At 43.0% G+C, this 21,483-nt stretch carries 21 protein-coding genes; 3 read left to right on the top strand and 18 right to left on the bottom strand.

What is annotated here, in order from left to right:
• Positions 1–2 precede the first annotated feature (2 nt).
• The 8 genes from KUG63_RS08835 to KUG63_RS08800 all read right to left on the bottom strand — a co-directional run bounded on the left by KUG63_RS08835 (position 3) and on the right by KUG63_RS08800 (position 11,201).
• On the bottom strand, positions 3–2,438 hold the full coding sequence (locus tag KUG63_RS08835; protein WP_287554864.1) for an efflux RND transporter permease subunit: 2,436 nt from the start codon (positions 2,436–2,438) through the stop codon (positions 3–5).
• A 385-nt stretch (positions 2,439–2,823) separates the two neighbouring features.
• The gene (locus KUG63_RS08830) at positions 2,824–3,909 is read right to left on the bottom strand and encodes an alkane 1-monooxygenase (protein ID WP_015006851.1); all 1,086 of its coding nucleotides are present in this window, start codon (positions 3,907–3,909) and stop codon (positions 2,824–2,826) included.
• 299 nt (positions 3,910–4,208) lie between these two features.
• Positions 4,209–4,925, bottom strand: a complete 717-nt coding sequence (locus KUG63_RS08825) for a hypothetical protein (protein ID WP_015006852.1) — start codon at positions 4,923–4,925, stop codon at positions 4,209–4,211.
• Between the two features lie 62 nt (positions 4,926–4,987).
• A complete protein-coding gene (locus KUG63_RS08820; protein ID WP_287554862.1) occupies positions 4,988–6,553 on the bottom strand; it encodes a vWA domain-containing protein in 1,566 nt (521 codons plus the stop codon).
• Between the two features lie 192 nt (positions 6,554–6,745).
• Complete coding sequence (locus KUG63_RS08815; protein ID WP_020931956.1) at positions 6,746–7,921, bottom strand: phosphoglycerate kinase; 1,176 nt, start codon at positions 7,919–7,921, stop codon at positions 6,746–6,748.
• Positions 7,922–7,940: 19 nt separating this feature from the next.
• Positions 7,941–8,912, bottom strand: coding sequence for a type I glyceraldehyde-3-phosphate dehydrogenase (locus tag KUG63_RS08810; protein ID WP_020931955.1), 972 nt, complete (start codon positions 8,910–8,912; stop codon positions 7,941–7,943).
• A gap of 12 nt (positions 8,913–8,924) precedes the next feature.
• Positions 8,925–10,928: a transketolase gene (gene tkt, locus KUG63_RS08805; protein WP_020931954.1), complete on the bottom strand. Its 2,004-nt coding sequence runs from the start codon at positions 10,926–10,928 to the stop codon at positions 8,925–8,927.
• A gap of 99 nt (positions 10,929–11,027) precedes the next feature.
• Positions 11,028–11,201 (bottom strand): oxidoreductase-like domain-containing protein, encoded by a 174-nt coding sequence (locus KUG63_RS08800; protein WP_083857000.1) that lies wholly within the window; start codon positions 11,199–11,201, stop codon positions 11,028–11,030.
• Between the two features lie 190 nt (positions 11,202–11,391).
• On the opposite strand from KUG63_RS08800, the gene KUG63_RS08795 reads away from it, so the two are divergent.
• Both KUG63_RS08795 and KUG63_RS08790 read left to right on the top strand, forming a co-directional pair.
• Positions 11,392–12,747, top strand: a complete 1,356-nt coding sequence (locus tag KUG63_RS08795; RefSeq protein WP_015006858.1) for an aromatic ring-hydroxylating dioxygenase subunit alpha — start codon at positions 11,392–11,394, stop codon at positions 12,745–12,747.
• Positions 12,747–13,280 carry an aromatic-ring-hydroxylating dioxygenase subunit beta gene (locus KUG63_RS08790; protein WP_015006859.1) on the top strand — a complete coding sequence of 178 codons (534 nt, stop codon included), beginning with the start codon at positions 12,747–12,749 and terminating at the stop codon, positions 13,278–13,280. The genes KUG63_RS08795 and KUG63_RS08790 overlap by 1 nt, the downstream gene beginning before the upstream one ends.
• 117 nt (positions 13,281–13,397) lie before the next feature.
• Here the strand turns inward: KUG63_RS08790 and KUG63_RS08785 are convergent, their stop codons facing one another.
• The 9 genes from KUG63_RS08785 to hslV all read right to left on the bottom strand — a co-directional run bounded on the left by KUG63_RS08785 (position 13,398) and on the right by hslV (position 20,498).
• The gene (locus KUG63_RS08785) at positions 13,398–13,829 is read right to left on the bottom strand and encodes an ester cyclase (RefSeq protein WP_015006860.1); all 432 of its coding nucleotides are present in this window, start codon (positions 13,827–13,829) and stop codon (positions 13,398–13,400) included.
• Between the two features lie 63 nt (positions 13,830–13,892).
• The gene (locus KUG63_RS08780; RefSeq protein ID WP_015006861.1) at positions 13,893–14,255 is read right to left on the bottom strand and encodes a YajD family HNH nuclease; all 363 of its coding nucleotides are present in this window, start codon (positions 14,253–14,255) and stop codon (positions 13,893–13,895) included.
• A 94-nt stretch (positions 14,256–14,349) separates the two neighbouring features.
• A complete protein-coding gene (locus KUG63_RS08775; RefSeq protein ID WP_287554857.1) occupies positions 14,350–15,141 on the bottom strand; it encodes a DUF429 domain-containing protein in 792 nt (263 codons plus the stop codon).
• Positions 15,142–15,193: 52 nt separating this feature from the next.
• Positions 15,194–16,840, bottom strand: a complete 1,647-nt coding sequence (gene ubiB / locus KUG63_RS08770; protein WP_016390881.1) for a ubiquinone biosynthesis regulatory protein kinase UbiB — start codon at positions 16,838–16,840, stop codon at positions 15,194–15,196.
• A 1-nt stretch (position 16,841) separates the two neighbouring features.
• Positions 16,842–17,477, bottom strand: coding sequence for an SCP2 domain-containing protein (locus tag KUG63_RS08765; protein ID WP_041932861.1), 636 nt, complete (start codon positions 17,475–17,477; stop codon positions 16,842–16,844).
• Between the two features lie 5 nt (positions 17,478–17,482).
• Positions 17,483–18,232, bottom strand: a complete 750-nt coding sequence (gene ubiE / locus KUG63_RS08760) for a bifunctional demethylmenaquinone methyltransferase/2-methoxy-6-polyprenyl-1,4-benzoquinol methylase UbiE (RefSeq protein ID WP_015006865.1) — start codon at positions 18,230–18,232, stop codon at positions 17,483–17,485.
• Between the two features lie 26 nt (positions 18,233–18,258).
• Positions 18,259–18,615, bottom strand: coding sequence for a gamma-butyrobetaine hydroxylase-like domain-containing protein (locus KUG63_RS08755; RefSeq protein WP_015006866.1), 357 nt, complete (start codon positions 18,613–18,615; stop codon positions 18,259–18,261).
• Between the two features lie 7 nt (positions 18,616–18,622).
• Positions 18,623–19,945, bottom strand: a complete 1,323-nt coding sequence (hslU, locus tag KUG63_RS08750) for an ATP-dependent protease ATPase subunit HslU (RefSeq protein WP_015006867.1) — start codon at positions 19,943–19,945, stop codon at positions 18,623–18,625.
• 1 nt (position 19,946) lies between these two features.
• The gene (hslV, locus tag KUG63_RS08745) at positions 19,947–20,498 is read right to left on the bottom strand and encodes an ATP-dependent protease subunit HslV (protein WP_035851044.1); all 552 of its coding nucleotides are present in this window, start codon (positions 20,496–20,498) and stop codon (positions 19,947–19,949) included.
• A gap of 133 nt (positions 20,499–20,631) precedes the next feature.
• On the opposite strand from hslV, the gene KUG63_RS08740 reads away from it, so the two are divergent.
• Positions 20,632–21,291 (top strand): DUF4126 domain-containing protein, encoded by a 660-nt coding sequence (locus KUG63_RS08740; RefSeq protein WP_015006869.1) that lies wholly within the window; start codon positions 20,632–20,634, stop codon positions 21,289–21,291.
• A gap of 8 nt (positions 21,292–21,299) precedes the next feature.
• On the opposite strand, the gene KUG63_RS08735 is transcribed toward KUG63_RS08740, so the two are convergent.
• The coding region (locus KUG63_RS08735; protein WP_287554853.1) for a tyrosine-type recombinase/integrase at positions 21,300–21,483 on the bottom strand (184 nt) is incomplete at its 5' end.

Here is a 21,483-nt window from a genome sequence, read left to right as displayed (position 1 = left end):
AATCAAACACCCTCATTAGCGTCTTGCTGCAACACCTTCTCTTTGTTGTTATCAAACTTTAACAATAGACCCGGCAAGAATAAGAAGTTTGCGGCTAGGGCGGCGACAATAATCCATACCGTTAACAGCGCCATATCAGTCGTCATCGCAAAGTGCGATGCCATCAGCACACCAAAACCAGCTATTAAAACGAGCGTACTAATGCCTAATGCTTTGCCTACATGAGTAAAGGCGTATGTAATGGACTCTTCTGTCGAATAGCCTTTTTCGCGTTTGGCACGCAAATATTTACTTAAGAAATGCACCGAGTCATCCACCACGATACCCAACGTCATACTGACCACTACCGATAGGCCCATATGAACTTCGCCGCTGAGCACGCCCCAAAGCCCAAAACCAACCCCTGCGGGCAATATATTGGTCACCAAGCTTAACAGGCCCATTTTAACCGAGCGCAAGGCCACCATTAAAATACCTGAAATAAGAATCAGTGCCAGCACCGATCCAACGATCATGCTGGTGGTATTAGTATCAGCCAAATGCGAGAACATCATCAAGGTGCCGGTACCAATGGTCGTCATTGTGCTGGGAACATTTGCTTTTAGCCAAGCCTGTGCTCTTTCCTCAAGCGCCATCAGTTCGTTATTGGTCATATCCCTGACGGTCGCGACCATCCGCGTGGCTGACTTGTCCACATTAACCTGATTATTCAAATCCAAACCATAAGGTAATGACATCTCATACAGCAGCGTATACTGCGCAGCCAAATCACGACTTTCTGGTAATTTTTGCCAAGCAGGGTCATCCCCATGCATATTTTTATTCAGCCGCAGCATGGTATCGGTAAAAACAAAGACATTGATAGTCTCTGGCTGCTCTCGATACCAATCTGCAAATGCTTTTAAATTCTTAAGATATTCTGGCTCACTCACTCCGCCCTTTTCGTTGGCAGGAAGGGAGTATGTCAGCTGAAACGTGCCACCCATAATATCCAGAGTTGCATCCGAATCAACGCGAAACTGTACGCTATGGTCAAAATACGTAGTGAAATGCTCTTCCGATGTATTTAGCGGTATCGCTGCGGCTGACAAAATGGCCACCACACACATTAACAGTAATAATGGACGATGAAATTTAATAGAAAACCTTGAAAACTTTTCTAGATAAGGGACTGCCGCATCCTCCCCGGGCTTAATTCGTACGGGCAAAAAACTCATGATGGCTGGTAAAAAAGTCAGCGAAAAAACCATCGATGCAAAAACACCAACCGCCACCAAATTCCCTAAATCTCTATACGGTGCTGATTCATTAAAATTCATCCCCAAAAAGCCAATCATCGTGGTCACACTGGTCAAGAAAATAGGCACTAAATTAATCCGCAAGCTTTCTTTTAACGCCTCTGTTTTCGCCACATTATGTTGCAAATCAAAAATGAAGGTGACCAGCATATGCACACTATTAGCTACCGCCAACACCATAATCATTTGCCCAGACGCCACTGATGCGGGTGCCAACAGAACCCCAGCATAACCACCCAACCCAAAGGCTACGACGGTTGACATAAAAATAACCAAGGTCACCCCGAACACTGCACTAACACTGCGTAATAATATGGTTAGAAATAAAACCATCACCACAAAACTGATCGGGAAAAGTGTTTCCCCATCCCCTTGACCAGACTCAACGAAGGCATTATTCATAAATGCCATCCCTGTTATATAAAACTTTACTGTGGGGTATTTTTCTTGGTATTTTTTTACCAATTCACGTGCATGAGCCACTACTTCACGTAACTCTTCTTCAGGCTCAATATCGGGGAATTCAATCGTTACATTAACAGCTGTTGCACCACCATCTTTTGAGATAATCCGCTTATAAAGAAGTGGGTCACTTAGCGCCACCGATTTAACCCGCTGAATATCGTCCTGTTCTAATGAGCTGGCCTCTGCATACAAATCCTCTACAATAAGGTCATCATCTTCTGCATACGTATTTTGAAAATTCTGAATTGAATCAACCCTTAAAGAATAAGGTATTTGCCATGCCTCTTCCGTCAGGTTCTCAACGAGGGTTAATATTTCCTTTTCAAAAACATCGCCTGTTTCAGGCGCAATAAGAATAAACACATTATCCGATTTAGAATAGGTTGCTTCATTCTGATTAAACGCCATCAAATGTGGGCTATCGTCTCTAAAATAAACTCTATAATCCGGCGTAAACCCAAGGTATTGAACACCAAGCCCAGAGACAATGACGACTAACACGCTTAACACTATAATCGCTACACGGTAACGTATAACCCATTCACTAAAATTTGTTTCTAAACGATGCATGATTAGTCTCTTACTTTTAAACCTATAATAATTAAATTGAGCACACTGCTCAGGCGTTCTTCTAGCTGCTCTAATGTTTGATGATGCATAAAGGTGAGTGCACAAAAATTACCCAAGAAGCCGTAGTCACCAAGCCGCTTTCTATAAATTATCTATAGAGCAGCCATGCTGCTGTTAGTTTTTTAACAAAAAAAATGTGCAAATAGATAGTTCATCTTCCTTTTTATTAACAATTTCCATATTTTTCTCGCCTTAGGCCATAACCAAGGTATTAATAGCAAGGTGAGTCCCTAGCTGGTCAACTGTTAAAAGCAACAACTTCAATAATATTTGACGTACTTGAGACATAACCATATAAATTGGAAGCATACACCCCAAAGTCTTCCGTCATCCTCCCCGTTTTTTTAAACCCTAACATTAAAAAAAACGGAAAACCTAAAACTTACAAAGGGGCGAGCCCATTCCCACTGTATAGCTCTATCCCTCTAATCTATACCCAACCAGCTTTAATATTGGCTTCCTCAGCCAACTTTTTCTCAGCTTCATTAGCCATTTTTTCATCCCAAATAGCTAATTGAGGCTTAACTATTTTAGCTTCCCAAATAGGCGGCACAAATGCGCAAATAAAGCATAGCGCTATACTCGGTAGCTGTGGTGCTTCTGGGTATGGCTGCAAGTCCGTATAAAAACGCGTAGGTTTTAAGTGGTGCTCAGAGTGATTAGATATTTCGAATGAAAGCGCTCGGCTTAATGGCTTTAGTTGATTCCATGAATGTCGCGTTTCAATAGGCTCACCAATAACTCGGATCAGGCCATAATGCTGAGTATAGTTAAAGCCACCTAGCACTAGATAAAAAATAATCATAGTTAATATATACAATGGCAAGGCTTGAATACCTGCAATCGAAAACCAAATAATCAACCAAGTCGACATTAATATAACCGATTGAAAGAAACGGCTTTGAGGCGACCAAAAAGAAGTTTTAGTTTTTTTCAGACGGCCTTTTTCAATCTCAATCGAGTCTTTCATTTGTCCCCATAAAGACCTAAAGGCAAACGTATAAACCGACTCACCTCTGCGAGGTGTATCACTGTCTTCAGAAGTAGCGACCTTCAAATGGTGACCTTTAACATGCCCGAGATCATTCATCGGGAGTAAGAACACTGTGAGATACAAAGTACAGTAAAAGCGATCCAATGTACCATGACGATGCATCAGCTCATGAGCTGGAGGCAAACCACCCAGCGCAGTTAAAAAGGACAGTGAAAAAATACCACCCATAATCTCCAGCACACTACCACTCGACGTGCTCAACATATCGGCAAACATTAACCAGAGCATGACAATTAATGGTAACTGGCAATAAAGGACGAAATGCTGCAAGCCTGTCGCCCGAACATCATGCAACTGCTCATCACGAGGCAAACTTACATCCAACACAACAAGACAAATAAACGCCGCTGTGCCTAACCAAACCCAAAGGCCACCAAGATAAAACCCTAACACGCCCAACATTAACATTAACGACCCTGAAAAATAGCGTGGGGCAACCACTTTATTTTTTGTTTTTTCCATTTTCAGCTCTCCAACATCTAATGACTTATTAAAAATAGTATTTATATCATTTTTTTCTAATATATGCTCGTAACTAATACTATTGTTTACAAATATCTACTGTCTGGGGGCTCTATGCCGCAACAAGTTAAAGTCTATATAGATAACGAAGGTTTATTGGGGATGGGAGGCACCCTATAACACTAACTAAGTAGTATTTAGCCCCCTATTATGAGCGGATTATTTGACGAATTCTTATACAGGGTTAACCTAAGGCGCTGTGTTTCCAATCACTTTTTACGCCAGCTCTAACTGATTATTCAATCTTTTTTTAACTCAGCCTCTTCTTCAACGGGTTCATCCGAATCTTCCGTTGTATCAGGGCTACGCAACACCTCAACATGTCCGTCAAGCTGACCTATTTCAAGCTCTTCTTCAGCCTCTGGCTCAATGGTTGGTGTCGCCGTATTAACACTCTTTACATCTGACTCTGACTGTTCACCAGCATCATCGTCAGCACTATCTGAGTCTGCTAGCGCATCGAGATCAAGCGAGACTTCAATATCATCATTTACTTGAACCGATTCTTGTTCGCTACCAACTGTTGTCTGCACAGGTTGAACTGGCTGTACCACTGGAGCAACTGGAACTTGTGTTGATGAAAGAATCTCAGCATTTAATAACCCCACATCCAAGTGCTCTGCTGATAAGCCATAAACGGCTTCGGAAAAGGAAGCAATATCCTTCGAGTCTAAACTAAGTTGCGCTACCGCAAACTTTTTAACACAATTGGCTTCCGCACCCACCAAGCGGTCGGCGTTTTGCCCTGCTTGATCAGCTGCAATTCCCTGTGCTTTGAACGTGTTTTCTAGTGTTTCTTTTCTGCCTTGCGCTTCTTTATCGACCTTTTTAACCAGCCCTGTGATCTGACTCTGTAGGGCTTCCTTTTTCTTATAGACTTTAAACAAAAGCAAGCCAACAATCGCTGTTAAAACAAATACCAACTCAATTAATAAAATTAAAAACGACTCACTCATTTAAATACTCCGTTTATTCATCGCGTTAATATTACTCGCCGCCTGGTTTGTCACAAGCCGCCTTAAACCCCTAACGTTTTGCTCAACTGCTCATCCTTAACGGTCATTTTCTTCTTAAATAACTTAAAGCCAAAAAAACCAGCCACAGCTAACACTATATTAACAAGCAATACGACCCCGCTGGTTAAGGCCCAATTTGATGCTTCCTCTACTGACTCAACAACAGGTTCAAGCTCACCCTCTTCGCCCGCTACAATACTGGACAAATCTGGACATTGAAAAATCTGCTGCTCTGTGAGCCCCTCTTCAGGCAGCACAATACCGGCTTGCTCAAGTACTTTATCGAACACCGGGTTGATTTCCACATAATTAACTTTAGGCTTTTGTTTGACATAAAAAGACAGCGTTTCTATCCGCTCAAAGGTATTTCCAACAGCCCTAACTATTAGCTCATAAGGGCCGACCTTAAGGTTTTTTCCAATATCAACAAAAAAATACCCGCCGTTGATCATATCTAACTGCATTGGAAGCACTTCTTTGTCCCCTCGTTGATTTATAATCTCGACCGTCGCATCGATAACATCTAACAGATTGCTATTTTTCAGAAGCTTACCTTTGTCTGTCATGAGCATTCTAATGCGTGTATCGGAACCCGAAAAAATCTCTTTTGGCATGTTTTCAACAGCCATTTGCAAATTCGTGGTGATGAAGATTTCATTGTCTGGATCAGCCGCTGCAATCAACCTCCACTCACCAGCCATTGGCTTAGTGACTGTCACAATGTCATATTTCTTTTCACGGTGCCAACTAACACCGCTTCTATTACTGCTACGTCCAAAATCCATACCCTCCGGGTCATCCAACTGGGTAGTACCAAAGCCTTTTTTTCTAAAAACAACTGCGGTGAATTGTCTTACGGTTTCATCAACTGTAAATGTATTCGCAATTAATGGGATACTATTTCTCTCAACCAAGCGTTTACTAACCCTCAGCAATGCTCGTTCTAGCTGTGCAGCTGTTTTGGCCACATCAAACCAACCGAGTGTTTCATTAGCCACTGTTTCTAAAAAACCAAGATCCGCATCATCAGAAAATCCAACCGTATGAACACTAACATCAACTTCCTTTAAACGCGCTACCTGGTAATTGAGTATTCGTTCTTTAGACGCCACATTATCTTTCATGAGTTTTCCTGACGTTACTTTTCCGTCGCTTAAAAGAACAATGTGCCGACGTGCATTCTTGTCTTTTTCTACCCAATCCAGCGAAGCCACCGCAAGCGCTTTTTCAATATCCCCTGTTTTATTAGATGATTGAATTTTTTCTACATTCTTAAGAGCCTGCGTTTTCCACGAAATACCGGATTTACCCGCTTTCATGATCTCTGTTGGCATCTCATCAAACATCCAAATACCAACGTTTGCATTATTCGGCAAGAGATTGATGAACAGTTTGAGCGCCGATATTCTATGGTTTTCTGGGTCACTTATTTTCATCCTCTCGGACACATCGACCAAGACGCGAACTTCGATGGCATTATTTTTATTAAAATCTACGGCCTGAACAGATGTGACCATCAAGGCAAAAAGTAATAAACACGTTAGGGAAAAATGCGTAATCTTTTTCATAAATTCAGTTAAGCGCTATTTAAGCAGCCGTGAAATTGGTTATGTAGGTAAAGTGTATATCGGCAAGCGTTCAAATAACTTAAATATAAACCGTGCAGCAAGAAATAGGCGCTCGCTAATGGCACCAAAATATAACAAGATTTTCTGAAATAACGTTGTTAAAGGCGCAACAACGCGCCAACAGCTCTGGTTTTAGGCGCTACGTTCAGCTAAAACTGATACCGCAGGCAAGGCCTTACCCTCTAAAAATTCCAAGAAAGCACCACCACCTGTTGATATATAAGAAACCTGATCGGCAATGTCGTACTTATCCACTGCCGCTAACGTGTCGCCGCCACCTGCAATTGAAAAACCATCACTGTCTGCAATTGCCTGTGATAATACCTTTGTTCCACCTGCAAATTGGTCAAACTCGAACACGCCCAAAGGTCCATTCCAAACAATTGTTCCGGCCGCTTTAACGATACCCGCATATTGGGCAGCTGTTTGAGGGCCAACATCTAGGATTAAGTCATCCTCTTCAACATCTTTGACTGATTTGACTGTCGCTTGTGCTGCTTCTGAAAATGTTTTACCGCAAACCACATCAACCGGAACCGGGATGCTCGCACCATTCTGCTCTGCTTTTAACATTAACGCTTTCGCCTCATCAATCAAGTCTGGCTCATACAACGACTTGCCAACCGAATAACCTTGAGCGGCAATAAAAGTATTCGCTATACCACCGCCAACAATTAGTTGATCAACCTTGTCTAACATCGAGTCCAGCACCGTCAATTTAGTCGACACTTTTGCACCACCTACTATCGCCAGCATCGGCTGAGCCGGTTCAAATAGTGCCTGACCTAAAGCATCTAATTCAGCTGATAATAACGGACCTGCGCATGCAATCGGTGCAAATTTGGCAACGCCATGTGTTGAGGCTTGTGCGCGGTGAGCCGTGCCGAACGCATCCATCACAAACACATCACATAGAGCGGCCATTTTTTTCGACAACACTTCGTCATCTGCTTTTTCACCAACATTGAAACGTACATTTTCACAAAGAATAATATCACCCGGCTGACCACTGACCCCATCCAACCAATCTTTTTCTAAGCGCACTGGTTTTCCCAACAAGGTAGACAAATGCTCTGCCACTGGTTTCAAACTAAAGGTCTCATCATACTGTCCTTCAATTGGGCGCCCGATATGTGACATTAACATCACCACCGCACCTGCATTGTGCGCCTGTTGGATGGTTGGCAGACTAGCCCTAATACGCGCATCACTGGTTACTTTCCCTGCCTTAATAGGCACATTCAAATCTTCTCTGATCAGTACGCGTTTGCCAGATAAATTTATATCTTGCATCTTTATAATCGTCATCTGAGTTCCTTTATGTTTCTTAATTCGTCATCATCGCTTGCGCGGTGTCCAGCATTCGATTTGAAAAGCCCCACTCATTATCAAACCAGCCAACGACCTTAACGAGCCGACCTGATGTCACCTTAGTTTGCGTAGCATCAAAAACACACGAAGCAGGATGAGCGCTAAAGTCTGTTGACACTGCATTTTCCTCACTATAACCAAGCGCCCCTTGCAGACTAGCACTGGCTGCCTGCCGCATTCGCTCATTAACCTCAGCGACTGTTGTCTGATTTTTACTGCTAAAGGTCACATCCAGCATCGCTACACTGATAGTAGATAAGCGAATAGAAAGCCCATCTATTTTTCCTTTCATGTGCGGCAACACTAGGCCAATAGAGTTTGGTGAATTTGTTTTAGTTGGAATCATGGGTATTTGCTCAACCATTGACTCATGCCTATCATCGTAAGCATGTAAAGTTGTGCTTAAACCGTACTCAACGCCCATCGCAGCATCTAAAACACTTACCATGTGGGCTAAACAATTTAATGTGCAAGAGCCATTTGAAACGACTTTATGTTCTGCTTTTAGATCTGCCTGGTTTACACCGTACACTATCGTGGCATCAACCTTATCATCTGATAGGGCAGAAATAAGGACTTTTTTAGCCCCTGCCAAAATATGCATATGGGCGGATTCTGCTTGAGTAAATTGCCCTGTACACTCAAGCACTACATCAATATTCAGCGATTTCCAAGGCAGTTTTACAGGGTTTGCCTGTGACGAATAATGCACATCCCTACCTGCCATCAGCAGGGTGTTCTTATCAGTAGACAGCTTTATGTTCAGCCCAGATAAATCATTTTTTACATGCTCGGCTACGGTGCTAAATGACTCAATGTCATTAATGGCTACCACCTGAATCTGCTCTTGACGGTTAGACGCATACAGTGCCTTGAGTACACTGCGCCCAATTCGACCAAACCCATTAATGGCTATACGAATACCCATGAGTTTAGAAACTTATATTAAGTTCTTTGCTGCTTCGACTAACTTTTCCGCTGTGATGCCAAAGTATTCAAACAATTCTTTAGCCGGAGCCGATTCACCAAAACGGTCTAAGCCAATCACCGCACCTTGCAAGCCCACGTATTTATACCAAAGGCTTGTTGATCCTGCTTCTATCGCTACCCTTGCTGTTACTGAGGCAGGCAATATAGATTCTTTATACGCCATATCTTGTCTATCAAAAAGGTCTGTACACGGCATAGATAGTACGCGAACCTTAACGCCTTCTGCTGCTAATACGTCAGCAGCGGTTGTCGCTAATTCAACTTCAGACCCCGTAGCCATTAAAATAACCTGCGGCTCACCTTCACAATCTTTAAGGATATAACCCCCTTTTGAAATAGCCGCCACTTGGTCAGCTGTGCGTGGCTGGTGCTGTACGTTTTGACGAGTAAAAATTAGCGCTGACGGCGTGCTTTCATTTTCAACCGCATACTTCCATGCAACAGCAGATTCAACCGCATCACACGGACGCCATACATCTAAGTTTGGAATTAACCGTAAACTTGAGACATGCTCAACCGATTGGTGTGTTGGTCCGTCTTCACCCAACCCTATCGAGTCATGCGTGAAAACAAAAATATTTCGTAATTTCATCAATGCAGCCATACGCACAGCATTACGAGCATAATCAGAAAATGTTAAAAACGTTGCACCATAAGGAATAAAGCCGCCATGTAATGCAATGCCATTTTGAATTGCGCTCATGCCAAATTCACGCACGCCGTAATGAAGATAGTTGCCGTTGGCATTCGTCCCATCAACATCTGTACACCCTGACCATTTAGTTAAATTAGAGCCAGTTAAATCAGCTGATCCCCCTAAAAGCTCGGGCAATAAAGGACCGTAACCATTAAGTGTGTTTAATGATGCTTTACGTGAGGCAATGGTTTCACCTGCCTGCTGCGCTGCCTGCACAAATGCCTCTGATTTTTCTGCCCAATCAGCACTTAACTCACCCGATAAACGACGCAATAGTTCATCAGCTAGGTCTGGGTATTCAGCCACATAAGCTTCTAATAACTCTTCCCATTGAGCTTCTGCTTGTTCACCTTTATCGTTTGCATCCCACGCATTCTTTACCTCAGCTGGAATTTCAAAGGCAGGCGCTGTCCAACCTAATGCTTTTCTGGTAGCGGCTATTTCTTCGGCACCCAATGGAGCGCCATGTACATGATGCGTCCCTTCTTTATTAGGCGCACCAGAGCCAATCACTGTTTTACAGCAAATTAACGTGGGTTTATTCGTTTCTTTTTGTGCTTGCTCAATCGCCTGCTTGATGTCATTAGCATTATGCCCATCTACATCACGAACTACTTGCCAACCATAGGCTTCAAAACGTGCTGGCGTATCATCGGTAAACCAACCCTCTACATCGCCATCAATCGAGATACCGTTATCATCCCAAAACGCTATTAATTTGCCTAAGCCAAGCGTACCCGCATAAGAACATGCTTCATGCGAAATGCCCTCCATCAAGCAACCATCCCCCATAAAGGTATACGTGTAATGATCAACCACCTTGAAGTTAGGTTGATTAAATTGTGCAGCTAATACCTTTTCAGCTAAAGCCATACCCACCGCGTTGCTAATACCTTGACCTAAAGGACCTGTCGTTGTTTCTACCCCTGGCGCATATCCGTATTCTGGGTGACCCGGTGTTTTAGAGTGCAGCTGACGAAAATTACGAATGTCTTCAATATCTAAATCGTAACCCGACAAATGCAATAACGAATATAACAACATCGAGCCATGACCGTTCGATAATACGAAGCGATCTCTATTCACCCAGTGTGGATTGGCTGGGTTATGCGACAAAAAGTCATTCCATAGTACTTCTGCAATATCTGCCATCCCCATCGGTGCACCGGGGTGTCCTGAGTTGGCTTGTTGGACAGCATCCATACTAAGGACACGAATAGCATTCGCTAGTGTTTGACGAGAAGGTCTTGGGCTCATGATCTTTGCTTATTGTTAATCGATTGATAATCAGCGCGTAACGCACTAATTTTGAAATGGTGAATTTTACACTGAAGCGTTAAGAAGATATAGCGTTAGTCAGTCTGTCTTATCTAACGTATTATCAAGTTTTTCCTTAACTTGCTGCTCATTCCATAGATCCAGTTGATTAAAGTAGTCCTCCCAAACGCACGGGCAACAGCTCCCTCCACCACAACAATCATCATTTTCTGGGCGTTTGGGTTTTAGTATTTTTTTTGGTATCACAGCCATCACCTTAATATTATGGCAGCTTAAATTAAGTTATCGATTACTCTTTTTAGAAAAAATGCCTTGGATCAATCTTTTGCCCAACCTCATCGTTTTTACCAACCAAGCGTTAGACAAGCATTGAACGATAAATATATACTAGATGGATAGTTATTAATCATCCTTCTCAAATTCAACACATAAGGGGAACATTATGGGTAAAGTGGACGTTAGCCAACTGGTCGACAATACAACTGGTCGACAAAGTAGATCTATTTTTCATGAACAAGACATCTATGAGCAAGAACAAGAAAGAATCTTTGGCAAATGCTGGTTATTTTTAGCGCACGAAAGCCAAATACCTGATCCAGGTGACTATTTTAGGACCTTTATGGGTGAAGATGAGGTCCTCGTTATTCGCCAAAAAGACCAATCAGTCAAAGCCTTCCTTAACACCTGCACCCATCGCGGCAACCGTGTTTGTAAGGCAGATAAAGGCAATGCCAAGCAGTTTACTTGTAGCTACCATGGGTGGAGCTTTGCCGCAGATGGCACGCTTCAATCTGTCCCGCTGGAAGAGGATGCTTATTACAATGAACTCGATAAATCCAAATTTGGCTTACACCCTGTTTGCAAGGTAGATAGCTATAAAGGATTAATTTTTGGTAACTTTGATCCAGAATCACCGACTTTGGATGATTATTTGGGTGATATGAAATGGTACTTAGATGTTTGGCTCGACGCCATGCCAGAAGGCACCGAGTTAATCGGCTCAACGCAAAAAGTTGAATACCCTGTCAACTGGAAACTGCCTGTCGAAAACGCCTGCGGCGATGGCTATCATATTGGCTGGGCTCATGCAGGTGTTATGACTGTTGCTACCTCAATGGACATTGAAAGTCTTTCTCTAGGCAATACTAAAGTGGACAGTTCAACCGCTATGGCTGGTGGTGGTATGAATGGTCACTCGATTATTTCATCCCTAGATGGACAATCTGGTTATGCGTTCTACCCTGACCCAAGCCTACCTGTTAGCTACCTTGAAGAAAACCGAGAGACTGTTATTTCACGCCTTGGCGAAACGCGTGGTAAGCAATTTTGGGGCTCGCAAATCAACATGACTATTTTCCCCAATGTGCAAATGTTACCGGGGCTTAATTGGTTCCGTGTTTATCATCCAAAAGGTCCAGGAAAAATGGAAATGTGGACGTGGGCGATGGTTGATAAAGAGATGTCAGACGAGTTAAAACAAACTGTGCTCGACAATGTTTGCCGAACATTTGGCGCCGCCGGCATGTTTGATAACGATGATGGTGAAAACTTTGCCGCCTGTACTTCACAAAACAGAGGCCTACAAACCCGCCAAAAAGATGTATACACCAATATGGGCTTAGGCAAAGAGTACTCACACCCTGAAATGCCTGGCGTCGTTAGTGACGGCCTTGTTGGTGAACAAAACCAACGATATTTCTACCGTCGCTGGCAAGAAATGATGGCAGCAAAAGATTGGAGCGCCGTTCCAAACTACAACAGCCTAGAAGAAGCAAATGCAACAAGAGGACAAAACTAATGAGTCAACCATCTCCTTTTAAAAATGCTGTTGATGCGGACACCTACCAAACCTTCCAAACACTTCTGTATAAAGAAGCGCGTCTACTTGACCATGAAGAGTATGACCAATGGCTAGCGATGCTAACGGACGATATTTATTACTATATGCCCGTACCCGCTCGCTATTTACGTGAAGAAAAAAAGCAGGCCATCAAACCTCTCGACGCAAATATTTTTAATGACTATAAAAAACAATTAGAGCTACGTATTGCTCGCTTTGCGACAAATCTCGTTTGGTCTGAGAACCCTCAAAACATGATAAACCACGCAGTGTCTAATATAGAGGTGTTCCCTACAGAGGTTGAGGGTGAATGGAACGTTCTCTCTGTTGTTACCGTTCTTAGAAGCCGACTGGATGGCGTAGAAAAGCGCATGGTGGTATCGCGCGATGATATTTGGCGCCTTGAAGACAATAGCCTCAAGCTGGCTAAAAGAAGCATGTTGTTTAATCACACTGTCGTCCCAGATAGTAACCTTAACTTCTTCTTCTAATTCACCTAAATAAAAAAACGCCTATTGTTATTTTAAAACAATAGGCGTTTCTTAGACCAGCTCATTAAGCACTGCAACCGAGCTATCTCCATTACATCATATGTGAACTCTTACTCTTTAATCCCAAGGGCCTTTCGAGTCTTTTGGAATAAAGCCCAATGCTTTAAGAAAAGGCACAAAATCGACTGCATCCCACTCTTCAATATTCAACCCATCTTTTATTCGCATAATATGAATAGCGTCTAGGTCAACATATTCATTCGTCGGTGCAACACCATTAAACTCGCCAACATGTTTCATGCGTAGTTTCATTCTGCTAACCACCTTGTCACCTTCAGCAATTTGATCATAAAAGTGTCGATCAAAATCTGTCATTGACTCTTGCAGCTTCATATTCATAATCATATGTGCATCTTTATCCAACGGTTCTTTTGCCATCGGCAAGTGGAACAAATGATCTGGGTGCAGTAAATCTCTCATATCATCAAAGCGTTTGCTGTCCATCGCTGCAAAAAACTCCCTAACAATTTTTTTATTAACCTCAGACATTCTCTCTCCTTATTTTCTTATTATTGATTCATTAGCATAAAGTAATAATAGCGTTGGGAGGGGTTATTTATTTAATAAGTCTGCCAGCCCTGCAAAGGGGTGTTGCCTTAACTCTTCTTTAGTTTTATCTTCAGTTAATGAGCCATATTGATGATCAAGTTGCCTTGAATGCTCATTGTCATGGCAGTAAACGCATAACAACTCCCAATTACTCCCGTCCTCAGGGTTATTATCATGATCGTGATCTCGATGGTGTACCGTCAACTCATGCAGCGTCTGTTGAGAAAACTCTCTTGCGCAACGACCACAAATCCAAGGGTACATTTTTAACGCTTTCGCACGGTAACCAGTATCTCGTTGCTCACGATCTTTTCGAGCATTACTAACAACCTGATCCACTGTTTTACTCAACTTATCTGTTGGCATTTATGCCTCCTCAAAAGTTCTCAACAACCGATACCAACACTGTCTTATTGAAAATACTGTTATCACTTTAATTGGTGCTCGAGTATCAGCAAAATCACCGAGGCATTCTCGCCCAAATCCAGCCTTCTTTTTCTGCTAATGCTCGTTCCTGCTTGGTTCGCGGCCCCTCACTTTCAGCACGAATAAAGTGATAACCTGCTAGCACACAAACCACTGCATCCAAAATATCATCATCGGCGATAACTAATTCTTTATCCATTTCTGATACATTCATTAACTGACTAAGACCATCAAAAATCCAGCTTCGTTCTTTGCTGATTTCTTTCTTATAACTTGTTGCTGGGAGAAGCTGGCAAGATTTCAGAGTTACCGCAGGGTAAACCTCTATCGCACTAATAGGGTCAACTAGTTCAGCGGACCAAGCCAAAGGGATTGTCGTCCCTAACTGATCCGTTAACTCATCTATTAACATCAAGGCAGCATGCGCTGTTCTAGCAATACGGTCAGCACCCACATCTAAAGATTGCTTCCCTGCTTTTTCTTTTATAAAAAAGTCTGTTCTGCGGCGAAACATCTGGTGGGCATCGGTACTCAGCAAAGCGCCCGCCATATGGCCGATTAACTCTTCGCCCAGTTTTACTGGCCAGCCTAAGGGGGAATCAAGTGCTATTAAGGTCTTAACATTGCCTTGTTCTTTTATCCAATTGGACACGACATTAGCAACAGATTCGTTTTTAGCTACCTTTCTAGCCTTCTCTATGCTTAATATGCCGTTCGAAACAGAGCCTAACGCAAGACCCACTTTATTTGATTGCGTCGCGCAATCTATACCAATGATTGATACAGAATTATTAGTAGCCGCTAAATGCTCAGAACCTCTCGTCACTAAAACCTCTTTTCGCCAACTTAAGCGCCTTGAGTGAAAATAACGTGAAAGTTTAGTCTAATGCGTTAAACAGTAATATTCCACCCAGCACACCCAAAACCCAAGTAGTTAACGGCGCATCACCCAGCATTAACGGCGAAAAACCATCTAAGCCTAAAATAACCGCAGCTGAAATCAGTAAACTCCCACCACAAATTGCCATAATACTCTTACGGTGATTTTTAGCCATTTGCTGCTTTATTTCTTCTAGTTGCGCTGATCTCCACTTAACCTCAAGCTCACCTTTTGAAGCATCACTGAGTACTTGGTACATCATCTCTGGCAACTCTGGTAATTTTTCCCCCATCATCGGCAGGTGTTCTTTTAACTTATTGAAGGTCGCTTTTGGCCCTACTTTGTTTTTATACCATTCCTCTAAATACGGTTTAGCGGTTTGCCATAAATCCAAATCTGGATAAAGTTGTCGACCTAAGCCTTCAATATTCAATAAAGTTTTTTGTAACAAGACTAGTTGTGGCTGCACTTCCATATCGAAACGACGCGCCGTTTGAAAAAGGCGTAAGAGCAAATGACCGTACGAAATTTCTTTTAACGGCTTTTCGAATATCGGCTCACACACTGCACGAATCGCGCTTTCAAACTCATCAACACGGGTTTCTTTAGGCACCCAGCCCGATTCAATATGCAATTGCGCCACACGGAGGTAGTCACGCTGAAAAAAGGCCAGAAAATTTTCTGCTAAATAGCGCTGGTCTTCAAGCGTCACGCTTCCCATAATACCGAAATCCACCGCAAGGTATTTTGCATCATCAGAGGCGAAAATATTACCCGGATGCATATCGGCATGAAAAAAATTATCCCGAAATACTTGTGCGAAAAATATTTCCACGCCCCGTTCGGCAAGTAACTTTAAGTCAACACCTTTTTCACGCAATTGATCTATTTTGCCTATTGGTGTGCCATAGATTCGCTCCATCACCATCACATTTTGGCGCGTATAATCCCAGTACACATCGGGCACATAAAGGTGCTCTGAATGCTCAAAGTTTCGTCTTAACTGCGAGGCATTCGCGGCTTCTCGAACAAGATCCAACTCATCATGAATGGTATGGTCAAACTCTTTAACCACATCTAAGGGTTTTAACCGTTTGGCCTCACCCCAGTATTTATTAGCAAGTTCCGCCAGGGTATATAACAGACCCACATCTGAATTAATAATTTTTTCAATTCCCGGACGAAGCACTTTGACAACAACATCTTCGCCCGTATGCAATGTTGCTGTATGCACTTGCGCCACAGAGGCTGATGCCAAGGGACTAGGTGAGAAAGTCGAAAACACCTCTTCTATCGGAACCTCTAACGAGCTTTCGATAATCTGGCGCGCTAAATCATCAGCAAAGGGTGGAACATTATCTTGTAAGCGCGACAGCTCTTCGCCAATATCAGGCGGCAATAAGTCTTGCCGTGTTGATAAAATTTGGCCAAACTTCACAAAAATAGGCCCCAAATCTTCTAGTGCCTTACGAAGACGTTCACCACGCGAACCCTTTCGTTTACCTAAAAAATAGCTAGGGGATAAATAGGTTAAATAACGTAACGGCCTAAATAAATGTAAATTAAATACAAACTCATCGAGACCATAACGCAACAACACACGCTGAATTCGAATGAGCCGAAAGGCCGTTGTTGGGTTTATCACGTTACTTCCTTTTTGAGTCGTTTTCTAGGTTAAGCTTCGCCGCCATCAAGCGTTGGACTTTTGCCTCTAGCCGCTCAACAGATAATCTTAAGTCATCCACACCCGCTTTAAATTTATTCACTTCAAATTTAGAGGGCAATATATTTTGTTCTTCTCGAACATACTCTGATGCATTAATGGCGGTTGTCTTCGTTGTTTCTCGAACCCAACCCGATACATCACGAACGAGGTTTCCAAATTGATGAGCCAATACATCACCTGTTATCTTCGATAATGGCTCTTCCCAGTCAACCTCTATCGCCTTAAGAAATGTTTGGAATTGAGCAGCCAACTCAGTATCGCCCTCTATCACCACATCGCCCGACAATAAGCTAGAGGTTGATGACTGTATATTCATCATCGCCAATGCTAATGGTGTGCCTGAAATAGTGGCATCAGCTTTGCCCTCAAATACCTCTCGAATATCAAGCCCATCTGCGCTGATAATCATATAAAGGCTTAACTCTAGTTGCTGAAAATGTAATTCAATAACTCGACCTTCCATCCTAGCTAGCTGCTTAGGAACCTCTGGGTCGTAATCCAAATAACGGTTCACCGCTATTTGCAATGGTTTCAAAAAAGGGCTGACCAATGACACAACAGCTACAGCTTATATCCCGTATGAACTGCCACAATACCACCCGTTAAGTTGTTCACTTGGCAACGCTCAAAGCCAGCTTCTTCCATCATACCTTTCAACGTGGATTGATCTGGGTGCATACGAATTGATTCAGCGAGGTACTGGTAGCTATCACCATCTTTCGCAACTAATTCACCAATTTTAGGCAATAATTTGAATGAATACGCGTCGTAAATCTTGTCTAAAAGTGGGTTGGTTGGTTTTGAAAACTCTAAAATCAATAAGCGACCACCCGGTTTAAGTACATCAAACATCGAACGCAATGCGGCCTCTTTATCTGTAACATTTCTTAGTCCAAAACCGATACAAACCCGATCAAACTGATTAGAGGCATAGGGCAAACACTCAGCATTTGCCAAATTGTAGGTAATGTTTGAAATATGACCTTTATCGATCATTCGATCACGGCCTACCCGTAGCATTGCTTCATTTATATCTGCTAAAACAACTTTGCCGGTTTTTCCAACTCGTTTAGCAAACAGTGCTGACAGGTCTCCTGTTCCTCCGGCCAGATCAAGCACCACATGCCCCGGCTTTACGTTCGCGATCTCTACGGTGAAGCGTTTCCACAACCGGTGAACACCCATCGACATTAAATCATTCATAATGTCGTACGACGGTGCAACCGAGTCAAAAACTTCTCGAACCTTAGTTACTTTTTCTGCAACGGGAACATCTTTAAAACCAAAATGAGTTGTCGTTTTATCTACCATAGTAAAACCCTTATAACCGCGCTGATTTATGATGTCTGACGTTGATGGCCGGCTGCTTCAAGCCTGTTCAAATAATCCTGCCAGTTTTCTTCTTTATTCTCTGCCAATTCAATAAGAAATGGCCATGAATACAAGCCTGTATCATGCTCATCACTGAACACAAGGCGAACGGCATAATTACCCACTGGTTCTATCGCAACAATATTGACCGATTCTTTGCCAACTTGTAACACTTCTTGCCCAGGGCCATGCCCACGTACTTCTGCTGAGGGTGAAAATACGCGTAAGTATTCGCAACTCAATTTTATTGTTCTACCATCATCAAAACTCAATGACAGTTCCCTGTTTTTTTGGTCTAGCACCAAATCTGTTATCGCTACCATGTTTTACCTACAAAATATAACGCGAAAGATCTTCATCTGAAGCAAGCTCACCTAAGTGCTCGTCCACATACGCCGCGTCGATCACTTCATCTATCGGTGAGCCTGCCGGTGCGCGGAATGAAATCTCATCCAATAAACGCTCCAAAATTGTATGCAGACGACGAGCACCGATATTTTCAGTGCCTTCATTCACTTGCCAGGCCATTTCTGCAATCCGTGCCACCCCATCTTCTGTGAACTGCAAATTAACTTCTTCAGTTGCTAATAGGGCTGAATATTGCTCTGTTAACGAAGCATTTGGTTCTGTCAAAATACGCACAAAATCCGCTGCTACCAACGCATCTAGCTCAACTCGAATAGGGAATCGGCCTTGTAACTCGGGAATAAGATCTGAAGGCTTCGACACATGAAACGCACCTGAGGCAATAAATAAAATGTGGTCTGTTTTAACAGGGCCATACTTAGTCGTAACGGTACTCCCTTCAACTAAGGGTAACAAATCACGCTGAACGCCATCACGAGAAACATCGGCACCGCCGCTATCACCTCGTTTACACACTTTATCCAGCTCATCTAAAAACACAATCCCCGTTTGCTCTAGGTTTTCTATTGCCTTGTGCTTTAGCTCATCGTCATTAACCAGTTTTGCCGCTTCTTCCTCGACCATCGCCACCAAAGCATGCTTAATGGACATTTTACGTTTCTTCTTTTTATCACCCGACATGTTTTGAAACATCCCTTGCAACTGGTTGGTCATTTCTTCCATACCAGGAGGTGCCATAATTTCCACACCCACGCTAGGCGCACTTATCTCGACTTCAATTTCCTTATCGTCTAATTCACCTTCACGCAGCTTTTTACGAAATTTTTGTCGTGTTGCATCACCCGTTGTATCGCTTGTATCTACGCTTTCAGCACGCGGCAATAAAAGGTCTAGCACTCTGTCCTCGGCTGCATCTTCCGCTCTACGTTTGACTTTTCCCATCTCGACTTCACGGGTCATTTTAACGGCAATGTCAGCAAGATCACGTATAATAGAATCAACATCTCTACCGACATAACCCACCTCGGTAAATTTAGTTGCTTCAATTTTTATAAATGGCGCTTTGGCTAAGGTTGCTAAACGCCGCGCTATTTCTGTTTTACCAACGCCTGTTGGACCAATCATTAAAATGTTCTTGGGCGTAATTTCACTGCGTAGATTCTCGGGTACTTGTGAGCGTCTCCACCGGTTTCTTAAGGCAATAGCTACGGCTCGTTTTGCCGCATTCTGCCCTACAATATGCTTATCAAGTTCATGCACAATTTCTTTTGGTGTCATTTGGCTCATATTACTTCTTTCCCTCGGACGTTAATTCTTCTATCGTTTGGTTATGATTAGTATAAATGCAGATATCGCCGGCAATATTGAGTGATTTTTCTACAATCTCACGGGCACTCAATTCTGTATTTTCTAATAACGCTTTGGCTGCTGATTGTGCAAAGGGGCCACCTGAACCGATGGCAATAAGATCTTGCTCCGGTTGAATCACATCACCATTACCCGAAATAATCAGCGAGTCTTTACTGTCTGCAATTGCCAGTAGCGCTTCCAACTTACGCAGCATCCGGTCTGTTCGCCAATCTTTAGCCATTTCAACCGCCGCGCGGGTTAAATTACCATGATGCTTTTCAAGCATGCCTTCAAAACGCTCAAACAAGGTGAATGCATCGGCTGTTGCACCCGCGAAGCCAGCAATAACATCCCCACTTGCAAGTTTACGAACTTTTCGAGCATTTCCTTTCATAATCGTATTGCCCAAGGTGACTTGCCCATCACCACCTATTACGACACTATCACCTCGTCGCACAGAGACGATTGTTGTTCCTCTAAAATCCACGATAATCTCTCATTTAAACTATTGGCCCTTTATTTTACACAATAATCATGCCTTAGCGTGCATCCCTATTTGTTTAGCTAGTATTCATAGTTCTTATGATATTCTTACCCAATGTGTAAAACAGGGAGTGATTATTGTGGATGAATTAAACCAAATTTCTCAAACACTGGCCTTGAGCATGGGCGCAGCGTGGGGGAGCGGTATCAATTTATACGCTACACTCTTAACCCTTGGTTACTTAGCGCATACTGGTCATATTGATTTGCCGCCTGATTTATTGATTGTAGCGGACCCGCTAGTAATGACCGCTGCTGGATTAATGTATGCAGTTGAGTTTTTTGCCGATAAGGTGCCCGGCGTAGATACCGGCTGGGATACCATCCATACTTTCGTGAGAATTCCTGCTGGCGCTCTGCTAGCTGCTGGTGCTATTGGTGACATTGGCCCTGCCGCTGAAATTGCAGCAGCCATCGTTGGTGGAAGCTTAGCTGGTGCGACGCATGCTACAAAAACAGGTAGCCGTGCGTTAATAAACACATCACCCGAACCGTTCACCAACTGGACCGCCTCTATTATGGAAGATATCGCCGTTTTTGCAGGTGTTTGGGCATCCATCCAACATCCGACCTTTTTTATGGTCGGTTTAGTTTTATTTATCCTCTTGATGATTTGGGCACTACCAAAATTATGGCGCGCAATAAAACGCGTATTTACATTTTTAGGCAAGCTATTTGGCCCCTCTAACAATGATATCTTAGAGACACCCTCGGATGGTAAATTGCCAAAGCCAGACTAAACCAAAACTTATTTCTTTTTCGGCTTAGCTCTTGGGTGCGCTTTATCGTAAACCGACGCTAGGTGTTGAAAATCTAAGTGGGTGTATACTTGCGTGGTACTAATATTACTGTGACCTAATAATTCTTGCACCGCTCGAAGGTCTTGGCTTGACTCCAACATATGACTCGCAAATGAGTGTCGTAACATATGT

This window comes from Cycloclasticus sp., assembly GCF_019090545.1.
Classification (GTDB): domain Bacteria; phylum Pseudomonadota; class Gammaproteobacteria; order Methylococcales; family Cycloclasticaceae; genus Cycloclasticus; species Cycloclasticus pugetii.
The sequence above is the reverse complement of the archived record's forward strand: the minus strand, read 5'-3'. Positions and strand labels throughout refer to the sequence as shown.